Annotated in this window: 15 protein-coding genes; 11 read left to right on the forward strand and 4 right to left on the reverse strand. The window is 44.2% G+C overall.

Translation table 11 applies throughout. The features are described from left to right. Positions 1-7 precede the first annotated feature (7 nt). From bamC to HYN51_RS03990, 5 genes are all read left to right on the forward strand, one after another. A complete protein-coding gene (bamC, locus tag HYN51_RS03970; protein ID WP_108901655.1) occupies positions 8-1,045 on the forward strand; it encodes an outer membrane protein assembly factor BamC in 1,038 nt (345 codons plus the stop codon). A gap of 82 nt (positions 1,046-1,127) precedes the next feature. Beyond that, complete coding sequence (gene purC / locus HYN51_RS03975; RefSeq protein WP_108901656.1) at positions 1,128-1,841, forward strand: phosphoribosylaminoimidazolesuccinocarboxamide synthase; 714 nt, start codon at positions 1,128-1,130, stop codon at positions 1,839-1,841. A gap of 214 nt (positions 1,842-2,055) precedes the next feature. Further along, positions 2,056-2,931 carry a KPN_02809 family neutral zinc metallopeptidase gene (gene ypfJ, locus HYN51_RS03980; protein WP_108901657.1) on the forward strand — a complete coding sequence of 292 codons (876 nt, stop codon included), beginning with the start codon at positions 2,056-2,058 and terminating at the stop codon, positions 2,929-2,931. 96 nt (positions 2,932-3,027) lie between these two features. Then, entirely contained in the window at positions 3,028-3,480 is a 453-nt protein-coding gene (locus HYN51_RS03985) for a DUF441 domain-containing protein (RefSeq protein ID WP_108901658.1), read from the forward strand. Positions 3,481-3,643: 163 nt separating this feature from the next. Continuing rightward, complete coding sequence (locus tag HYN51_RS03990; protein ID WP_230514015.1) at positions 3,644-5,710, forward strand: tRNA(Met) cytidine acetyltransferase TmcA; 2,067 nt, start codon at positions 3,644-3,646, stop codon at positions 5,708-5,710. Position 5,711: 1 nt separating this feature from the next. Here HYN51_RS03990 and HYN51_RS03995 read toward each other — a convergent pair whose 3' ends face one another. Genes HYN51_RS03995 through HYN51_RS04010 form a run of 4 tightly spaced genes read right to left on the reverse strand, consistent with a single transcriptional unit; the run spans position 5,712 to position 8,087 of the window. After that, positions 5,712-5,909, reverse strand: a complete 198-nt coding sequence (locus tag HYN51_RS03995) for a YpfN family protein (RefSeq protein ID WP_108901659.1) — start codon at positions 5,907-5,909, stop codon at positions 5,712-5,714. Further along, positions 5,879-6,589, reverse strand: coding sequence for a M15 family metallopeptidase (locus tag HYN51_RS04000; protein WP_108901660.1), 711 nt, complete (start codon positions 6,587-6,589; stop codon positions 5,879-5,881). Before HYN51_RS04000 ends, HYN51_RS03995 begins: the two co-directional genes overlap by 31 nt. Further along, positions 6,586-7,722, reverse strand: coding sequence for a succinyl-diaminopimelate desuccinylase (gene dapE, locus HYN51_RS04005; protein WP_108901661.1), 1,137 nt, complete (start codon positions 7,720-7,722; stop codon positions 6,586-6,588). Before dapE ends, HYN51_RS04000 begins: the two co-directional genes overlap by 4 nt. Next, entirely contained in the window at positions 7,722-8,087 is a 366-nt protein-coding gene (locus HYN51_RS04010) for an ArsC family reductase (protein ID WP_230514016.1), read from the reverse strand. Before HYN51_RS04010 ends, dapE begins: the two co-directional genes overlap by 1 nt. Positions 8,088-8,473: 386 nt before the next feature. Between HYN51_RS04010 and HYN51_RS04015 the strand changes: the two genes are divergently transcribed. The 6 genes from HYN51_RS04015 to HYN51_RS04045 all read left to right on the forward strand — a co-directional run bounded on the left by HYN51_RS04015 (position 8,474) and on the right by HYN51_RS04045 (position 18,830). Continuing rightward, positions 8,474-11,536, forward strand: coding sequence for a DUF2345 domain-containing protein (locus tag HYN51_RS04015; protein WP_108901663.1), 3,063 nt, complete (start codon positions 8,474-8,476; stop codon positions 11,534-11,536). Between the two features lie 28 nt (positions 11,537-11,564). After that, a complete protein-coding gene (locus HYN51_RS04020; protein ID WP_157952977.1) occupies positions 11,565-14,900 on the forward strand; it encodes a glycoside hydrolase family 19 protein in 3,336 nt (1,111 codons plus the stop codon). After that, positions 14,897-15,781 carry a tetratricopeptide repeat protein gene (locus HYN51_RS04025; RefSeq protein ID WP_108901665.1) on the forward strand — a complete coding sequence of 295 codons (885 nt, stop codon included), beginning with the start codon at positions 14,897-14,899 and terminating at the stop codon, positions 15,779-15,781. The genes HYN51_RS04020 and HYN51_RS04025 overlap by 4 nt, the downstream gene beginning before the upstream one ends. A gap of 105 nt (positions 15,782-15,886) precedes the next feature. Beyond that, positions 15,887-16,408, forward strand: coding sequence for a hypothetical protein (locus HYN51_RS04030; RefSeq protein ID WP_157952978.1), 522 nt, complete (start codon positions 15,887-15,889; stop codon positions 16,406-16,408). A gap of 612 nt (positions 16,409-17,020) precedes the next feature. Next, positions 17,021-17,503, forward strand: coding sequence for a CHAP domain-containing protein (locus HYN51_RS04035; RefSeq protein ID WP_157952979.1), 483 nt, complete (start codon positions 17,021-17,023; stop codon positions 17,501-17,503). Positions 17,504-18,113: 610 nt separating this feature from the next. Continuing rightward, the gene (locus tag HYN51_RS04045) at positions 18,114-18,830 is read left to right on the forward strand and encodes a hypothetical protein (RefSeq protein ID WP_108901669.1); all 717 of its coding nucleotides are present in this window, start codon (positions 18,114-18,116) and stop codon (positions 18,828-18,830) included. Positions 18,831-18,892 lie beyond the last annotated feature (62 nt).

Consider the following 18,892-nt stretch of genomic DNA (forward strand, 5'->3'; position numbering starts at 1 on the left):
AAAATTAATGGTTCATTCATTACAAAAAATAGTAGGTGTCTCGCTGGTTGTGCTGTTGGCGGCTTGTTCTAACGATCAGACGTATAAGCATCAGGTCAGTGGCGATGAAGACTATTTAAAAGCCCCTGCGTTAAAGGAATTACGCGCGCCGGCAGGAATGATATTACCTGTCCAGAATGGTCAGTATGCGGTAAGTAACCGTGCCGTCTCAACGGGTAATGTTGGTTTAGCGCTGGATATTCGTCCGCCATCTCAGCCGCTGGCTCTGATGACGGGATCGCGAGTACAGTACAGTGCAAACACCGCGACGCTTTCATTAGAAAACAGCGGCAAGAATCAAGCGCTTTGGCCTCAGGTTATTGCGGTGCTTGAGCAGAAAGGTTACCGAATTGCCGATCGTCAGGACGCCAATCAAACCCTGACAACTGACTGGGTTAACTGGCAACGTAGCGATGAAAACACCGCTCACAGCGCCCGCTATCAAATCACGGCTCAGCCTCAGGGCTACCAGAACCAGCTATCAGTAAAAGTATTAGAACTGAAAGCGGGCGACAAGAGCGTGTCTGATGCGGCGTCTATGCAGCGCTATAGCATCAGTATGCTGAATGCCATTACTGAAGGGTTAGATAAAACTCAAAGCAACCTGATTTCTCAGCAGGCTGGAAAAGCGGGTGGCAGCATTGTTCTGCAAGCCGCTCATGATGATACAGGCCTGCCAGTAGTGATCGTTCGCGAGGCTTATGCCAACGTTTGGGAGCGCCTGCCAGCGGTGCTGGAAAGTGTGGGGATGAAGATCAACGATCGTAATAAGCAACTGGGCTTAATTACGGTGACCTTCAAATCATCAAACAGCAACTGGGCCGCATTAAGCGTGCCAAATCCAGATTTGAAAAACGGTGATTACAAAATTCAGGTGGGCGATTTAGATAACCGCAGCAGCCTGCAATTTAGCACCGATAAAGGCCAGGTGTTAAAAGAGTCAGACAACAATGCACTGGTTACAATTCTGCAATCCGCGTTTAACCATAGCTCGATAGCTGAATAATGAAAAAAGGGGCTAAATGCCCCTTTTTTATTCTACATCTCATCATAACCATCACATTTGAAATCAACGGAGAAAACTGAAGATGCAAAAGGTAGCCGAACTTTATCGTGGTAAGGCAAAAACCGTTTATACAACAGAGGATCCGGACCTGCTAGTTCTGGAATTTCGTAATGACACTTCAGCCCTAGACGGTGAACGTATTGAACAGTTCGATCGTAAAGGAATGGTCAATAATAAATTTAACCATTTCATTATGAGCAAATTGGAAGAGGCGGGAATTCCGACTCAGATGGTGCGCCTCCTTTCTGATACTGAAGTTCTGGTTAAAAAACTGGACATGGTGCCGGTTGAATGTGTTATTCGCAACCGTGCGGCAGGATCACTGGTGCGTCGTTTAGGCGTAAAAGAAGGAATGGAATTAAACCCACCGTTGTTCGATCTGTTTTTGAAAAATGATGCTATGCACGACCCAATGATCAATGAATCTTATTGCACTACGTTTGGTTGGGTGAATGAGTCTAATCTGGCACGGATGAAAGAACTGACCTATAAAGCTAACGACGTGCTAAAAAAACTGTTTGATGATGCCGGTCTGATTCTGGTGGACTTTAAATTGGAGTTTGGTCTGTTTAAAGGTGAGGTTGTACTGGGTGACGAGTTCTCCCCAGATGGTAGTCGCCTATGGGATAAAACAACCCTTAACAAAATGGATAAAGACCGTTTCCGCCAAAGCCTAGGTGGCTTGATTGAAGCGTACGAAGAGGTTGCACATCGTCTCGGTATTAATTTGGGCTAATTACGCAATCGATTCCGTGAGGTCAGTATCATCTCTAAAGCCGGTTTATCCGGCTTTTTGCTTATCTGATGGTGGGGGCGCTCACAATAAAATGGTTTTTTATTACGGGTTTTATCCTACATGAGTAGGGTTTTTATGTTTTGCTGCATATACTCAGGTTATATAATGTAACTATTGGCCTGAATTGTGGCCGTTGATGATGAGAGACAAGATTATGCGTTGGCAAGGTCGTCGGGAAAGCGATAACGTTGAAGATCGCCGCAGTGAGTCAGGTGGTTTTTCTCGTGGAATGGGTGGCGGCGGTATGCGAGTGCCCCGAGGCAAAGGGGGATTGGTTCTGCTGGTTGTTGTGCTGGTCGCGGGATACTACGGCGTAGACCTGACTCCACTGTTAAACGGTGGCAATGTACCGCCTACGCAGCAAACTCAGGCGCTTTCTCCACAAGATAACGAAAAGGCTAAATTTACGTCGGTGGTTCTGGCCTCAACGGAAGACACTTGGGATGCCATCTTTAAAAGAGAGGGCAGTAACTATCAGGATCCTAAGCTGGTGCTGTATCGTGGTGCAACCCGCACCGGTTGTGGTACCGGAGAATCAGTGATGGGGCCGTTCTATTGCCCGGTAGATAAGACCGTATATATCGATCTATCGTTCTATCAAGATATGGAAAACCGCCTGAGAGCGGGTGGCGACTTTGCTCAAGCCTACGTTGTTGCTCATGAAGTTGGGCATCATGTGCAAAACCTAATGGGTATCGCTAACAAAGTTCGCGCCATGCAGCAACAGTCCCGCAATCAGGCTGAAGTGAACCGTCTTTCTGTGAAACAAGAGCTACAGGCTGACTGCTTTGCTGGTGTCTGGGGCCACAGTATGCAAAAGCAACAGATACTGGATATGGGCGATATGGAAGAGGCGCTCAACGCGGCTCAGGCTATTGGTGATGACCGCCTGCAAAAGCAAAGCAGCGGCCGCGTGATTCCAGATAGTTTTACTCATGGTTCCTCACAGCAGCGTTATACTTGGTTCAAACGGGGTTTTGATTCTGGTGATTTCCGCCAGTGCGATACTTTCTCGACCGATAAACTGTAACGCTTCTGATTATTTGCGGTATGATGAATATCGGAACGTATTAGCCGATATTCATCAAGCCATCATTGGTATCTTTATTCATGAGAATTACCGCAAATGCCCAGTATTGATCCCACACTTATCATCCTGTTGGTATTGGCCGGGCTAGGTATTCTTAGCCACAACAATACGGTCACTATCGCCATTCTGGTTCTGCTTATCCTCCGACTGACGCCACTTGAAGCTGCATTTCCAATGGTGCAGAAATATGGATTAACCGTGGGTATCACCATCTTAACCATTGCGGTGATGACTCCGCTGGCCAACGGTAAGATGAGCCCGGCCATGCTATTGCAGGTATTTGTTAACTGGAAATCGATAGTGGCAATCATCATTGGAATTGCCGTAGCTTGGCTGGGGGGACGAGGTGTGACGTTGATGTCCAGCCAACCCACCATTGTGGCCGGGTTGCTGATTGGTACCATTATTGGCGTGGCCTTTTTCCGTGGGGTGCCGGTTGGCCCATTGATTGCCGCCGGAATGGTGTCACTGATTGTTGGTCGAACCTGACGGGAGTCTTGATTTCGGAAAAGGACGGTTTCTTCTCTATCGCATCTTTCTGGATTATAGGGCCGAACAATCGCCCCCTGATTTAACCCATATGTATTCAGCAATAATATGAATATAATCAACTACCGGACAAATGAATCAATCATAAAGTGATAGCTCAGCGATGAATATTGATTTAGCGCCTTACCTTAGTCAGATGCAGCAGTATGGTGTGCGCCGCCTGTTGATTTTAAGCGGTCAGGCAGCATGGTGCCGCCAGCAGGCGCTGGACGTTACCCGTCAATATTCTGGTGATTGGTTATGGGTAGCCGATACGCCAATCTCGGATTACCCCCATTTACAGCGAAAACCAGAATCTGTCCAAAGTTTGCTGGGTTCAGAGTTTAGCCACGCCGTGTTTGATGCCAGTAAAGGGATTCATGCTGAGGCGTTGATTGCGATTTCCGGCACGTTGTCATCAGGAAGTCTGTTGGTGTTGTTGTTACCAGAGTGGGACAGACTGGATCAACAACCAGATAACGATAGCCTGCGCTGGAGTGAAACACCTGAACCCATTTGTACTCCCCATTTTATTCAACATATTAAACGCCAACTGCAGGCTGATAACGATGTCCTGTTTTGGTCTCAGAACAGTGGGTTCACTGGCCAATTACTGGCAAAACGAAACCTATGGATGAGGCCTGACGGCACTTCTACACGGGAACAGCAGCATTTATTGGAGAGCCTATTGCAGGCCGATACCGGAACCTATGTTTTAATTGCTGGTCGCGGGCGGGGGAAATCTGCGCTGGCGGGAATGCTGGCAGCTCAGTGGTCGGGTGAAGGTGAATGCTGGCTGACGGCACCGGCTCAGGCATCAGTGAATACTTTACAGCAATGGGCTGACGGTAAGGTTAGCTTTTGGGCGCCTGATGCGCTATTGGAGCAGTGTCTAGCAGAACAACCGCAACATGTTGACTGGCTGATTATTGATGAAGCGGCCGCCATACCAACGGCACAACTCTATCGTTTAATATCCTGTTTTCCCCGAGTATTACTGACCACCACCGTTCAAGGCTATGAAGGTAGCGGCAGGGGCTTTTTATTAAAGTTCTGCGCTGGCTTAACGGATATGCACCTGCTAAATCTGCAACAACCCATTCGTTGGGCGGACAACGATCCACTGGAACGCTGTATTCATCAATTATTGCTGGTGGAAGCAGAAAATAGCTTGAGTGAACAACCGGGTAAGCTAAAGCAGATTATGGATATTAATCAGCATCAGTTGGTTAATAAGGAAAAGCTGCTTAATCAGTTTTATGGTTTATTAACCAGCGCACATTACCGCACGACACCGCTAGATTTACGCCGTTTATTTGATGCGCCAGGTTTATCTTTTTCCGTTGGTTTAGATGATAAGCAGTCAGTGATTGCCGCGCTGTGGTTGGTGGATGAAGGTGGACTCTCTCCAGAGTTGGCTCGGGAAGTTTGGGCCGGACGTCGGCGACCTCGGGGAAATTTGGTTGCTCAGTCACTGGCGGCTCATGGCACCGAGTATTTGGCTCCTCAGCTACATTCCGCCAGAATTAGCCGTATTGCAGTGGTTTCTTCTCTGCGTCGTCAGGGTATTGCTCGAGCCCTGATTGCTCAGCAAATTGAACGGGCAAAGCAGCGTGGCTTAGATTATTTGTCGGTGAGCTTTGGCTATACCGAAGAACTATGGCAATTCTGGCAGGCTTGTGGCTTTGAACTCATTCATATGGGAAGCCACCAAGAGGTCAGTAGTGGATGTTATGCAGCAATGGCGATTGTACCTTTTAGCCAAGATGCGGTCTTACTAGCCAGAAGAGCGAAACGGCAGTTTTTACTCAATCAATTACTGTCTTGCGTCAAATTGCACCATGTTAATGATATTGCTCCGGCAGAGTTGGCACAGGAAGATTGGCGTGAGCTGGCCGGTTTTGCATTTGCTCATCGCACGTTGGAGGCCAGTCAGGTATCACTGTATCGTCTGCTGCGCCATCCGTCAGCAATATGTAGTAGTTTAAGACAGCGATTAGAAGGCCAGACGACACCCGATATATTAGTAAAAGAAGGCAACCTCAGTGGACGTAAGGCGTTAATACAGCAGTGGAGGTTAGAGGTTGCCGAGGCGCTGTTGATGTTAAATCAGGAAAAATGTCACCACTGGAAAAACTGGGTAGCGGCGCAACTGCCGGTTATCAGTCCGGCAGTCGAGAGCATACAATAACCTATTTTTTATTGTTGCGGTTCCACTCTTCATCTTCCTCTTTGTCCCATGCCGCGTTGTTATCTCGGTGAGGCGGAAGTTTAGAGTTCTCTTTCATTGAACTCTTATAATTCACTTTATACAGTGCTTTTATACCATTGATAATCATACCGACCAAAACGATCAGGATTACCCACCAGTAGTCTGCGAGCCAATGCATGATGATGACACTCCGTTGGGTAGGGTGAGAAAACGTTTAAATATCTGGTTAAGATGGCAAGAGAGCCAGTCAAAACCCGCAATTTCTTTATCTTGCCAAGCGAACAGCAAAAGTTCTGGTGTCAACAGATGTTCTGCCTGCTGAGCCAGTGGATAATAGCTGAGATGCCAAGGTTCTGCGGCAACACCACCCAGATCGCTAACAAAAGGTCGATAGAAGCCGTATCTATTCATATTAGCGCTTAACCAACAGGTTAGCGGATAAAAATAGCCATTTTCTTCATATTCCCAAGGTTCCAGCTGTAGCTTTACCCCTTCAGGTAGCAGGTCGGGATCGTAAATATCCAGATCGGTTCCCCAATGGTGGCGGCTAGCACCCGGCATAGCCGACCAACGCAAAATTGCGCAGCAGCGTTGCTCATCGTCCAGCGTAGAGATATCCATCGGTTGACTCATGGCATCCATAACTGGACGCAGGCCGATAAACTTCTCATTCCAAATCATTTGTTGGCGGGCAAAATCACGAAAGGTGCTAGCGGGTTGAAGGTTAAATCCAGCCTGCTTTGCGGCGGCCTGCATGGCAAGAAATGCATTGACCGCTTCCGGCTGCAGGCGGTGATTTCCCGTCAGTGTGACCAGATGTTCTTCGCTTTGGCCAGTCAACATAGCAGGGGTCATCATACCAATAACTGCTCCATGATTTTCTGATACATGCGGCTAAGCAGTTGCAAATCCGACGCTTTAACACATTCGTTCACTTTATGAATGGTGGCATTGACCGGCCCAAGTTCGACTACTTGGGTTCCCATTTGGGCAATAAAACGACCATCGGAAGTACCACCGTTAGTGAGCAACTGCGGCGTGGTGGCTGCGTAATATTCCACCGCATGGGATACGGCCTCAACCAATTTACCGCGCGGGGTCAGGAACGGTTTACCGGACAGGTTCCATTCGATGGTATAGCGTAACTGATGGCGCTCCAGCATGGCCTGCACTTGATGCATGATCTGTTCATGGGTCAGTTCCGTACTGTAACGGAAGTTGAACTGCACAAACATCTCACCGGGAATCACGTTATTGCTGCCGGTTCCGGCACGAATATTAGCGATTTGCATGCTGGTTGCTGGGAAGAACTCATTGCCTCTGTCCCATTCGGTATTCACTAGCTCGTTGATAAATGGTGTAGCACGATGAACCGGGTTGTCCGCCAGATGAGGATAAGCCACGTGGCCTTGAGTGCCATGAATGGTCAGATTGGCGGTAATTGAGCCTCTACGCCCATTTTTAACTACATCACCCACTCGCTCAGTACTGGAAGGCTCCCCCACCAGACAGTAATCAACGCGCTCGCGACGAGCGGCTAACGCTTCAACAACTTTAACCGTACCGTTAACCGCGCTGGCTTCTTCATCAGAGGTGATGAGAAAGGCCAAACGGCCACTATGGGTAGGATTGGCCGCAACAAAGCGTTCGGCGGCAACCACCATAGCGGCCAGCGAACCTTTCATATCTGCGGCACCTCGACCATACAGGAAGCCATCCTGAATGGTCGGTTCAAACGGAGGCTGATGCCAGTGGCTTTCGTCACCAGGCGGAACCACATCGGTATGACCAGCAAACGCTAACGTAGGCGCTCCACCATAACCACCGCGCCATGCCCAGAAGTTAAGGGTGTCGCCAAAATTCATCTCTTCAACGGTAAAGCCAATGGCTTTTAGCCGTTCAATCATAATTTGCTGGCAGCCTTCATCATGAGGGCTTAAAGAAGGGCGTTTAATGAGCTGTTGAGCCAGAGTAATCACCGGACAGAACATTATTTATCTCCACCGATAAATTGCTGATAATTGTCTACGGAAAATCCTAACAGAATTTTGTCATTAGCAACCAGTACCGGGCGCTTGATAATCGATGGCTGTTCCAGCATGAGTGCTTTAGCACCGGCCACAGTAGCAGCCGTCGCTTTTTGATCGTCACTCAACGTGCGCCAAGTAGTTCCACGGGTATTGAGTAGCGGCTCCCAGCCCAATCCATCAATAAGCTGCTGTAGTAATTGGTCATCCAAACCATCAGTGCGGTAATCGTGAAAACGGTAGTCTATTTGGTGTTCTTCCAGCCAACGGCGGGCTTTTTTGATGGTATCGCAGTTCTTAATGCCGTAGAGGCGGTATGTCGTTTTCAAAGAAATTCCCTCATCAGTCAAAATTTGTACACCTGCCGTAAACTTACTCCTTCAGCAAAAGGCTGACAAAGCAGGGAGGATAGCGAATAAATTTACCATTAAATCAGGGGAGAGAGGGAAAGTATTTCAGTTATCGAATGAAGCAGGTTTAAAAATTCGGGCATATCAACATGGTGAAAAATAGAACGTTTTTTTAAAAAACCTCTAATTTTAATAAAAACTAGTAATTATAACAGGATGAATTATGAGCATTTGAAGGATAGTATGCTTTTATCAATGATTATAACGCGTTGTTTTTAAATAGTTATTTGCAACACATTTATGAGGCGTATCTTTTGTCTTTTTTGCGGTAGCTGTTTATTGCAGGGTATCTGTAAGGATATAGAATGAAAGATTTGTTGATGAAAACGGGTAAAGAACTGCTAAACCAACAGCTTAATGACTATGGATTCGGGGATGCGGCAAGTTTATTGAAAAGAGGATATTCAGCGTCAGAGGAGGGTCTAAGTCGCTATCTGTTAGCGGTTGACGGATTGAACGCTCAGTTTTCAGTATTAAGTGTACTCGGGTATGAGCACTTAAGTGAACCATGGTCATATGAGATCCAATTTTCGGCTCAACACGGCCTGACGATGGAACAGGTTCTGAGTGAGAACGCGGTGCTTATCCTGAAGCCGAGCGGTGCCAGCGGACTGGGCGGTGAGCTGAGTCATGAATTAATGAGTGCTTTCAATGCATTTGGCGGCATGTTCAGCGATAAAATTGGCAATGTCGGTAATTCTATTTCACATCAGGCCAACTCGGCAGCCGGCAAGCTGGGAAGCGTAGCAAACTCGATAGGCGGTACTACCAGTAAAGCCTCAGGCTTACTGGGCAAAGCCGGCTCCAGCCTGTCGACCCTCAGCGGTATCACCCGTTCACTAGGCGGTAGTGAAAGCGAAACCCGAATTTTATACGGGGTGGTCACCGCGTTCAGTCAGTTAGCCACATCGGCAGACGAAGCCCGTTACGCCATTACGCTCGCCCCGCGTTTAGCCCTGCTGGAAAATACCCAAAACAGCGCCATCTACCAGAACCAGACGGTTCCCCAAGTGGTAGAGCAGGTGCTGCGTCAACACGAAATGACCGGGGTGGATTTCCGCTTTGAGCTCACGGAAAGCTACCCGGTCAAAGAGTACATCTCTCAATGGCAAGAGAGCGACCTGACCTTTATTCGCCGGTTGCTGGCGGACAGCGGTATCTGGTTCCGCTTTGAAACCCACACCAAACACAACTGTGATGTGGTGGTGTTTGGCGATTGTGAACAGCAATATCAGGACGGCCCAACCGCCAGCTATCGTCAGCCTTCTGGCAATAACGATAACGGGGTGGAATCGGTATGGGATATGTCGGTAGCCCGCAAGACCGTGCCCAAAAATGTGCTGACCCAAGACTATAACTACCGTAACGCCCAAACCGGCATGAAGTCCGACGTTAACAGCGCGCAAAAAGATAACACCACCCGCGGTCAACATTATGTTTACGGTGAGCACTATCGCGACAAAGGCGAAGACACCAACCACGCCAATGCACAGGATGATTTAGTCGGTCAGTTCAGCAATATGATGCCAAACGGCTTAGGGGATATCCCCGGCGTCAGCCAGTTAAGCGGCGTGGCAGGCTCGGTGGGCGGTGCGGTCAGCGGCGTTAAGGGTGGGGTTTCATTACCCTCGCCAGCGGGTATCGCCGGTGGAACATCGGCTGCGGGTATGGGCAATATCGCCAGCGCTGCCGCGGGGTCAGTGGGTTCCTCTGCTCGTTCAGCGGTTTCCGGCGTGACCGGTACGGTACAGAACATGGCGGGTCAGGCCAAAGGGGCTTTCGACAGCGTCGGCAGTTCGCTGGGAGGCTTATCCGATAAAGGTGGAGACCTGCTCAATGGCTTGAGCGACAGTGAAAGTGACGCTGCTGCCAGCGAAGAGCCAGAAGGCGTGGGTCAAGGCGCGTGGTATGCTCGCCTGCGCCATCAGCGCTTTATGACTGAACAAATCACCATCAGCGGAAAGACCACCTTATCCCATCTGGCACCGGGGCAAATTCTGACCGTATCCGGCTCACCGATAGCGGAAGCGGGCAGCGGCATTCTGATTGTTTCAGTAGAGACGCAGGGCGACCGTCAACAGGCCTATGTCATCAGCTTCACCGGTATTCCTTACGACGTTCTGCGCCCTTACCGCCCAGCTCGTTTGCCTTGGCCGACCATCAGCGGCACCTTACCGGCAAGGGTCACCAGCCCAGATAACGACACCTACAGTTATATCGACGCACAGGGTCGCTATCGGGTGAAGATGGACTTCGACCTGAACGACAACTGGCGTAAAGGGGAAGAGAGTTTGTGGATGCGGTTGGCGAAATCCTACGCCGGTGAAACCTACGGCATCCACTTCCCGCTGATTGACGGCACCGAAGTGGCTATCGCCTTCACCGAAGGCAACCCCGACCGACCGTATATCGCCCACGCCATGCACGACTCCCGTCATGGGGATGTGGTCACTCTTGCCAACCATAAACGCAACCTGATCCGCACCCCAGCCAATAACAAATTGCGAATGGACGACGAGCGCGGCAAAGAGCACATCAAAGTCGCCACCGAATACGGCAAAACCCAGCTGAATATGGGGCATCTGGTGGATGCCGAACGGAAACAGCGGGGAGAAGGGTTTGAGCTACGCACCGATGAGTGGGGGGCTATACGGGCGGGGAAAGGGCTGTTTATTAGTGCGGATGGGCAACCGAAAGCCAAAGGTGAAGTGCGGGGGATGGAGCCTGCACTGAGCCTGCTAGACGCGGCCTATGCGCAAATGCAAGGGCTAAACCATGCGGCAGAGCAGGCCCAGGCGCTGGTGGCTGAAATCGCGGCACAGAAGACGTTAATAGAGCAGAAGCTAAAAGACCTGACGGCAAGCGTGATATTGGCCAGTGCGCCGGACGGTATTGGTATCGCCAGCGGTGACGATATGCAACTGTCGGCGTCCAGTAATCTGTATATCAATACGGGCAGCAATGCGGATATCGGCGTGGGTAAAAAATTGACGCTGGCAACGGGCGGCGGCATCAGCCTGTTTACTCAGCAGAACGGCATGAAACTGCTGGCGAATCAGGGAAAGGTGGAGGTTCAGGCGCAAAATGACGCGATGCAGTTGGCCTCGAAGCAGGATATGGAGATTGCCAGTGTGGATGGAACCTTATCCATTGCGGCGAGTAAAGAGCTGATATTGGTTTGTGAAGGGGCATACATCAAAATCGCAAATGGGAATATAGAACTGGGTTGTTCGAAGAATGTCACCATTAAGTCGATTGCGATGCAGAAGATGGGGCCAGCGCAGTTAAATAATGAGCGTAAACCAATGCCAATTACTCACTATAAGTATGTGAAACCCTCAACCAAAAAATTTAGTTTCTCTATGTAACTCACTGTTATATGGATAATAAGGATATATGATGAGTACACTCGCACCGGTAAACAAATGGTCTCTGTTTTTAAAAGAGGGGCCTGATAAAGCGAATCCAACCAATACCCCTAATCGAAATGAAACTCCTGCAGAGGTCAAACCGGGAAAAATTATTCAGGAGCCCGCTATCTACTATCAACGTCAGGCTAATGCAACTGGCGGATTTTATCCCATGGGTGTTCATGGTATATGGCATGGTGGTATTCACTTTGATTACGGCTCTGAGCTTCAATGGGCTATGTCTTTATATAATTTGGCTGATGGTGAAGTGGTCGCCACTCGAATTAATAATGAGTATGTCTCTGTCAACGTAGATGAGCCACAGGTGCTATTTTCCTCAAGCTTTGCTTTAATCCGCCATCGCCTTGAGTTACCTCCGGAGCCTCCCGCGGAGAAAGAAACTAAACCGGAGGAAACGCCCGCACCGGCCACACAACCTGCTCAAGCCCCCGTACCCGCTACGCCTGACAGCAATAACGCACCTGCGGAAACTCCAGCTTCACCCACAGAACCCCCAGCGGCAACACCGGAACCACGTCCGTCCATGACGTTCTACAGTTTGTTTATGCATATGCTGCCGTGGAAAATGTATCAGCAAGAAGGGCTTAAGCTTCCCGCGTTTTGGGGTAAATCCCAATATCAGATAAAAGCAGATAAAAAGAACGATGCACTTATCGGTATTCGTATGCGGCCACTGAAAGCGGGTGTGACAAAGGATATCAATAACAAATCTGTTCTATGCGTCATTGCGAGGGGAAGTATCATTCGTGTTGGCGATGCGCTGACAACCAAGCCTAAGTATAAAAAGGTGGAAGAGATTGTCTCTGGCGCAGCCTATCCTGCCTGGGATGGCACAACGGAGGGCTATGTATTTACCAACGATCTGGAGGCGGTACCGGGAGAAACTGATCTTTGGTTTGTGGGAGTAAAGTCCAAAGATCCACACGAAGAAACGGTGTTGAAAACGGTAAAAGGACAGAATATTCGGGAAACGGCAGACGCTACGTCAAAGATACTGGCGGTGCTATTACCGGATAAAAAAGTCACGTTGGGAGAGGCAACGGGAAGCCGCAGTAAACTTAAAGGGCTTGAGTCGGCGGACTCAACGGTTCCACCATTAAAAGCTGACGCTGAAGGAAATTTACCCGGTTGGTTATCTACTGCTGATTTAGAGGTGGTTGCCACGGTTCCTGAAAAATTGGATCAAATACAAATATTAGAGTCGCCTGTTCCTATTAAAGCCGGCGAGATGGTGGGTTATCCGGGCACTGATAATTTGAAAGTCGAGGCAGGATACGGTTGTCATGGTTATCCCATTCTCCATCTGGAGTTTTTTAGCGGTGATAACGTTCCCGAGTTTATGGTTAAGAGCAGGGAGTTTGCAGGGCGTCTACCGGATAATCAGAAGAGCTTGTTAAAAGTCGACAAAGGTACGCGTCTGACTCAACCGTCAGCATCTGATACAGAGATCCCTGCGGGGTGTGATGTTGAGCCTGAAAGCGATTCGCCAAAAGATAGTGGTTGGTTAAAAGTTAAAATTTTCTATCTTGTAAAAGTGTTAGATAGAAGCACTGAGTTAGGTGCTTATACGGCAGCGAAAAAGCAGTATGCGATAAATAAAGATCAACAAAAGGCGATTGCTGACAGTGTGTCGTTGGATGCCACTAAGATGCCGGCTAGCGTCAAACTTATTGAGGAACTGGAGGAGAATGATAAGAAAGCACGGCTGATTGGTTTCTCCCCGACGGATGCTCAGCCATGCTGGGTGGCCAAAGGGGGTCTTAATGAGCGGGGGCGCAGGACGGATACTGCATCAGCCTTGCCGGCATGGAAAAGTTTTCCATTGAAAGAGGTGACGGCAGAAAGCCCTGTTACCGGCTTTATGCGAGTGTTGCCGCTGTCTCAGATAAAGAAAGAGGATAAAGTCAGTGAGGGGCAAACGATCTGGTGGCGAATTGAGTCAGGGAATGAACAGGGTGAGGATATCAGTGGCTGGGTCAAGGAGGGGGGAACGGTTACCCGCTGTTCTCCTTGGTCGTGGCCCGGATTTGAGTTAATCGAAGAACAAAGTCAGCCTTCTGAGCAGGCGGCGGCGAAGGAACTTAATCATGGCGATCCCGCGTCAGAAGAGGGGACTAAAAAGGAAGTCAACCTGCGAGCTCAGGCCAATCAGGCAGATCGGGGAGAGTTATTACAGAAGCTGCATGAAATTATCGATGGGCAGGGTGAGAAGGATGATCGACTGATGGTATATGAATATCAGAAGGCGTTGTCTAAACCTTGGCTAGCAGAACAAATGGCCCGGTTGGTGGTGAAGTATGAAAGTGAATGGTATGCGGATGAAGGGCTGAGTAAATGGGAAGCACTGTTTAACGTTCTGGATCCGGAAAATAAAGATGCAAAGCACTGGGAAAATGAGAGAGAAAAGATTAAGGCGTTGATTTGGTATAAGGATGTGGCGGGGAAGTTGGGGTTGCCGGAGGATGGGAGGGTGTGGCATTTTCATCCGGTGGGGGTTGTTGATTTGATGCTGGCTGATAGAAGTTGTAGGTGTGTACAAGAATTAACTATTGATTTGCTAAAATCACTTTCTGTTAGTGAGCGAAATGCAAATAAATACTTAAGTCATTTTAATGAAAGCTTTGTAACATATGATGTTGATACATGTTTACGGAAGGGACATTTTTTATCTCAACTTTTAACTGAAAGTGGATATCTTCAGTACACAAAAGAGTTAGGTAATGATTTAAGTTATGACCCTTGGCGTGGACGGGGCTTGATACAAATAACATTTAAAGATAACTATAAGGAATATGGTGATTATATTAATGAGGATGTCACTTCGGGAACAAATTATATAAAACTTGAATCTGAACCTCATAGCATAACTTCAGCTATTTGGTATTGGAATGTTAAAGCAATACTAACACCACATGCAGATAATGACGATTTTATATGGATAACAAGGAAAATTAATGGGGGATATAATGGGTATGACCATAGATTATCAGTGTTAAATAAATTTATAGAGAAAACTAATGGGGCGTTATGTTTTAAAAAGAATCATAGTGGAATATATTATATAGAGGAAAGTCAAGCATATAATGAAATGAGAGGTATTTTTGCGTGGGGGTTATGGAATGACCCTGAAGGTAATAAGTCAGGGATAAGTGAAAAGTCTAAGGTAGAAGCGTTGAAAGGATATAGAAGATATATTTCATTACATGATGCTGCAGGAAAACCAGAGCAAAAAGGTAAATGGTATGGATATTCGGATGCAAGAGAACACAGTGAGAATAGAATTTTGGAGTTATCTAAATGAAAATTAAAAATTTTATAATAAGGTTTTTATGTGTTTTTTTTGTAACTCTTATTTTTAAAAATTACACGTATGCTAATGTGATTACGTATGATTATGATTATGATAATGATGGTATTCACGATAAGATAGAAGAAAATAAAATTAATGGCATTTTACATTTAACCATGTACTTGTCCTCTGTAAATGAAAGAATCAATTACATTATTAAACCGGACGATAGTGAAATTATTCCATCCATCCATAAAAGCTATAAAAAAGGTGATATTGAAGTAGATAGTACCTACTACAGTATGGGGGGGCAAGTTTATTCAGAGGTATATAGTTGGTTTTTAAATGAAAAGCAGTTTTTTCTTACCAGAGTCATAACTGGTGAAAGAGCAGATCCTATATCTGAAGTTTTTTTCCCCTCATTGAAAATAGATAGAGTAAAGTGCTGTAGGGTTCTTGGTAGTAATGAGAAATATATTATTGTGCCAGATGTTGATGTGAAAAAAGAAGTCATTTCTAGTTTAAGAAAAATTGAAGTATTAATAAACGAAAAAAAGACAGATGATGCTATTTCAGGTGTTAGTATTTACGATGCAATAGAGTATGCAGATATTTTAGATGATAACAATGTTGTTCTATTAAATGATTTGGCATTTTTTCTTGCTAAAAATGATATGATATCAAGTGGTATTATACTAGAGAAAATAGTAAACAACTATCCTTCTAGAGTAGTAGCCAAGCTTAATCTTGCAGATGTATATTGGGAATTAGGCAAGGAATATAATAAATATGATAAATCTAAGCAGTTATATAAAGAGTATAAAGATTTTATGATAGAAAAAGGAAAGGGGGGGAAGATTCCAAAAAGAGTGTTTGTAAGATTAAGTTCCTAGCCTTATTGTTTGTGATTAATAAGTTTCTCATCTAGAATTGAATGACTAAAAAATAAGAGAAATGACAATGTGGTTATATTTTTTAGGGGAATGATTAAGGTTTGCATGATGTGTAAATTTGTTATTTTTATTATTGTTCTCTTTGGATGCACTTATGTATATAGTGACGTTACAATACCGCATTCACCAATTACAATAGATAGAGCTAAAGGAAAAACTATCTTGTTATTCATTCAATTACCATGCCAGAGTGAAGGTGAAAAGTATTGTACTGGTATGTATAGCATTAATATGAAAAATAATAAGATGAATTTCATATTTAGTTTTAATGATTGGAAAGTAATATCTGTGTTTTCTGTGAACATACCAGGTAAACCAGTATTTGTTTTGTCAACAAAGACCTCTGATGTAAAAAATTTGAAAGGAAAATACTATAGAGCATTACAGTTTGAGGTTATTGAAGGGAATGATGGTGTTTATGTGGATTTTTTCCCCAAAGAACCTCAGTATGATAAGTTTAATTATTGCTTTGATGGTATTGATGAAAATAATAATATAGTATCGTGTTCGTTTAAAGATTCATCTTCAATTAGAAAAGAATTGATTAATATTTATAGAGGGATTTAACTGTGAGGCTCTGGGGAAGTGAATATAATTGGTAAGAATAATTGAATGGCTTAGATGGGGGATTTAATGGGGAAGAATCATTTTTTAAGTACAAAGATTCTTCATCATTAAGAAATTATCTAAAAAATAAATTTAATTAATTGAGGTTTACTGGTGCTATTTAATGATGTAGCGTTATGTTTTTACTGTTAGGGATATAGATTCTATAGTTATATGCTCAATTGAGGGGAATTGAAATGAGACTATTGATAATAATATTAAGCTTTCTCTTTTCGATACCAGTATTAGCTGATTGAGGTTATTAAATCATCTAATGGAAATGAAATTATATTTTCTACTCCATTAAAAGGAAAAAATATTGATAGTAACTCATGGGAAAAAATATTTTTTATAAAAAACGGAAAAAAAATAGACATATCAAAAAATGAGCGTTATTACAATTATTCGAAATCATCCACAAACCTCTTATCTCCATCCGGAAAATACTTTAGAGTAACTAGTATTGAGGGAGGGATCGTATCCATGATCTGTCCTTGATTTAACACCACAGAAAGTGATATCTCATGTCCATGGTTAAAAATAGCATGGGGAGAATATCACAAGTATAAAGATGTGAAGGAAACTGATGAGCCATTATCATCAGCAATAAGAATATATCATAATACGACTAATGCAGCGGGAATGGGCCCAGGTACTTCTTGGTGTGCTTCATTTGTTAATTGGTGTATGAATCAAGCTGGATATATTAATACCTATAGTTACCCTGCATTAGCTTATGGATGGAAACCAAATGCCTGGGCTGAGGGTGAAATTCATGGGATAGATAGAGATCCGAAAGGTGTGCCATTTTTAGGGGCAATTGTTGTATTTAATTTTAGTCATGTTGCTTTTGTCGTAGGTCAAACTAATGATGGTAGAATAGTGGCATTAGGGGGGAATCAGGGTAACTATTATATGAATATTACAAGTGTTGGTAGTGGGGCAGTGCTATATTATATGAAACCCAGAGGATATATAGTTTCCTCAGAATCTGAAAAGTTACCAGTGCTAAATGTAGCAGGAGGAGAAATGACATATGAAAATACTCATAATTAACAAGAATGAATTAATTAGGAAATTATTATTGGTATTGATTATGCTCATATTATCATCATTTCCTTTAAGGGCTGAAGTAAATAAATTTAATTCCTCTATAAATAAACTATCTTCTTTTATAAGTAAGAAAAAACTGACCGATGAGGAATTTAACACATTTTTATATGCTGAGGTTTTTTTTATATAGCGAAAATCGAGGCCGTTCTTAATAAAAAAGATGTAATAAATAATGCAAAAAGTGACATAAACTATCTTTTCCCAGATATGTATTCATATAAATATACAAGGTCTTTTTTAAAATGGGTGTTATATAATTTTAAAACTATTACACAAAAAGAATATATTAATGGAAATAAAAAATACATACTCACATTAAATTGTAAAACTGATAATAATGATATTTTTATCGACATAAATATGAATATTGAAGGAGCGGCTGTTGATGGTTTTTGTTGTCCAGAATTTTCATATATATACACATTTAAAGTAACAAGAGATAAAATTTATTTATATAAAATTAATGCTGCAGGATAGCTGCTAATGGTGGGAGTAATGGTCTTGAGGAAAGACAAAGTAATTTTGATAAAATTAAAAAAGAGTGGGAAATGAAATGATTAAGTTTATATCGCTTTTTTTGATGATTTTTCTTTCTTTTATTTCAGATTTACAGGCTGAAGATAAGAGTTGTTCAATTGATTTTTGTGGTGGAATTGCCCTTCCCAAGAGCATTAAAGATTTAATTAATGGCGGTTATAATAATATAGAGGTGGTGAATTTGCTTAATAAAAGATATTTGACAATCACATCTAATAATGAAATTAATAAGTGTTCTATTTTATTTTCAATAAATGAAAATAGCATTGATGATACTTCTGTTTTTCCAAAAGGTAACCAAATATGTAATTATAAAATTATAAATAATAACTTTGTAAGTCATTGGCGTGATGGTGGTAAATGGTATGAAGATATTTATCAAATGAAGGATTCAAAGGGTGAGTTGATTTTTCGGGATGAATGCATTGGATGTGACCTTATAAAAAGGACAGTATATTCAAAAAATAAAATAAAAAGCACAGCTTTACTTACTGGTGATGACAACTTCACGGAAAGAAAGACAATATCAGGTGTTATTTCAGTAAATAAAGCCATTCTTCTAAAATCAGCTAATTCAAATGATAAGTTAAGAGCATATCTGATCAAGGGGGATGTGTTTGATCTGATTGACATGAGTGATGATGGGGGTTTTTATAAAATAAAATATTTAATGAAAAATAATAAGATACTTGTTGCTTGGATTAGTGTTGATGAATTTTCAATTAGTAGATAGATATAATCGAAGGGTTTCATATGCTAATAGGTGAGTTAAGAACTTTTTTTGCATAGGGCTTT

The sequence above is a fragment of the Limnobaculum parvum genome (genome assembly GCF_003096015.2).
Classification (GTDB): Bacteria; Pseudomonadota; Gammaproteobacteria; order Enterobacterales; family Enterobacteriaceae; genus Limnobaculum; species Limnobaculum parvum.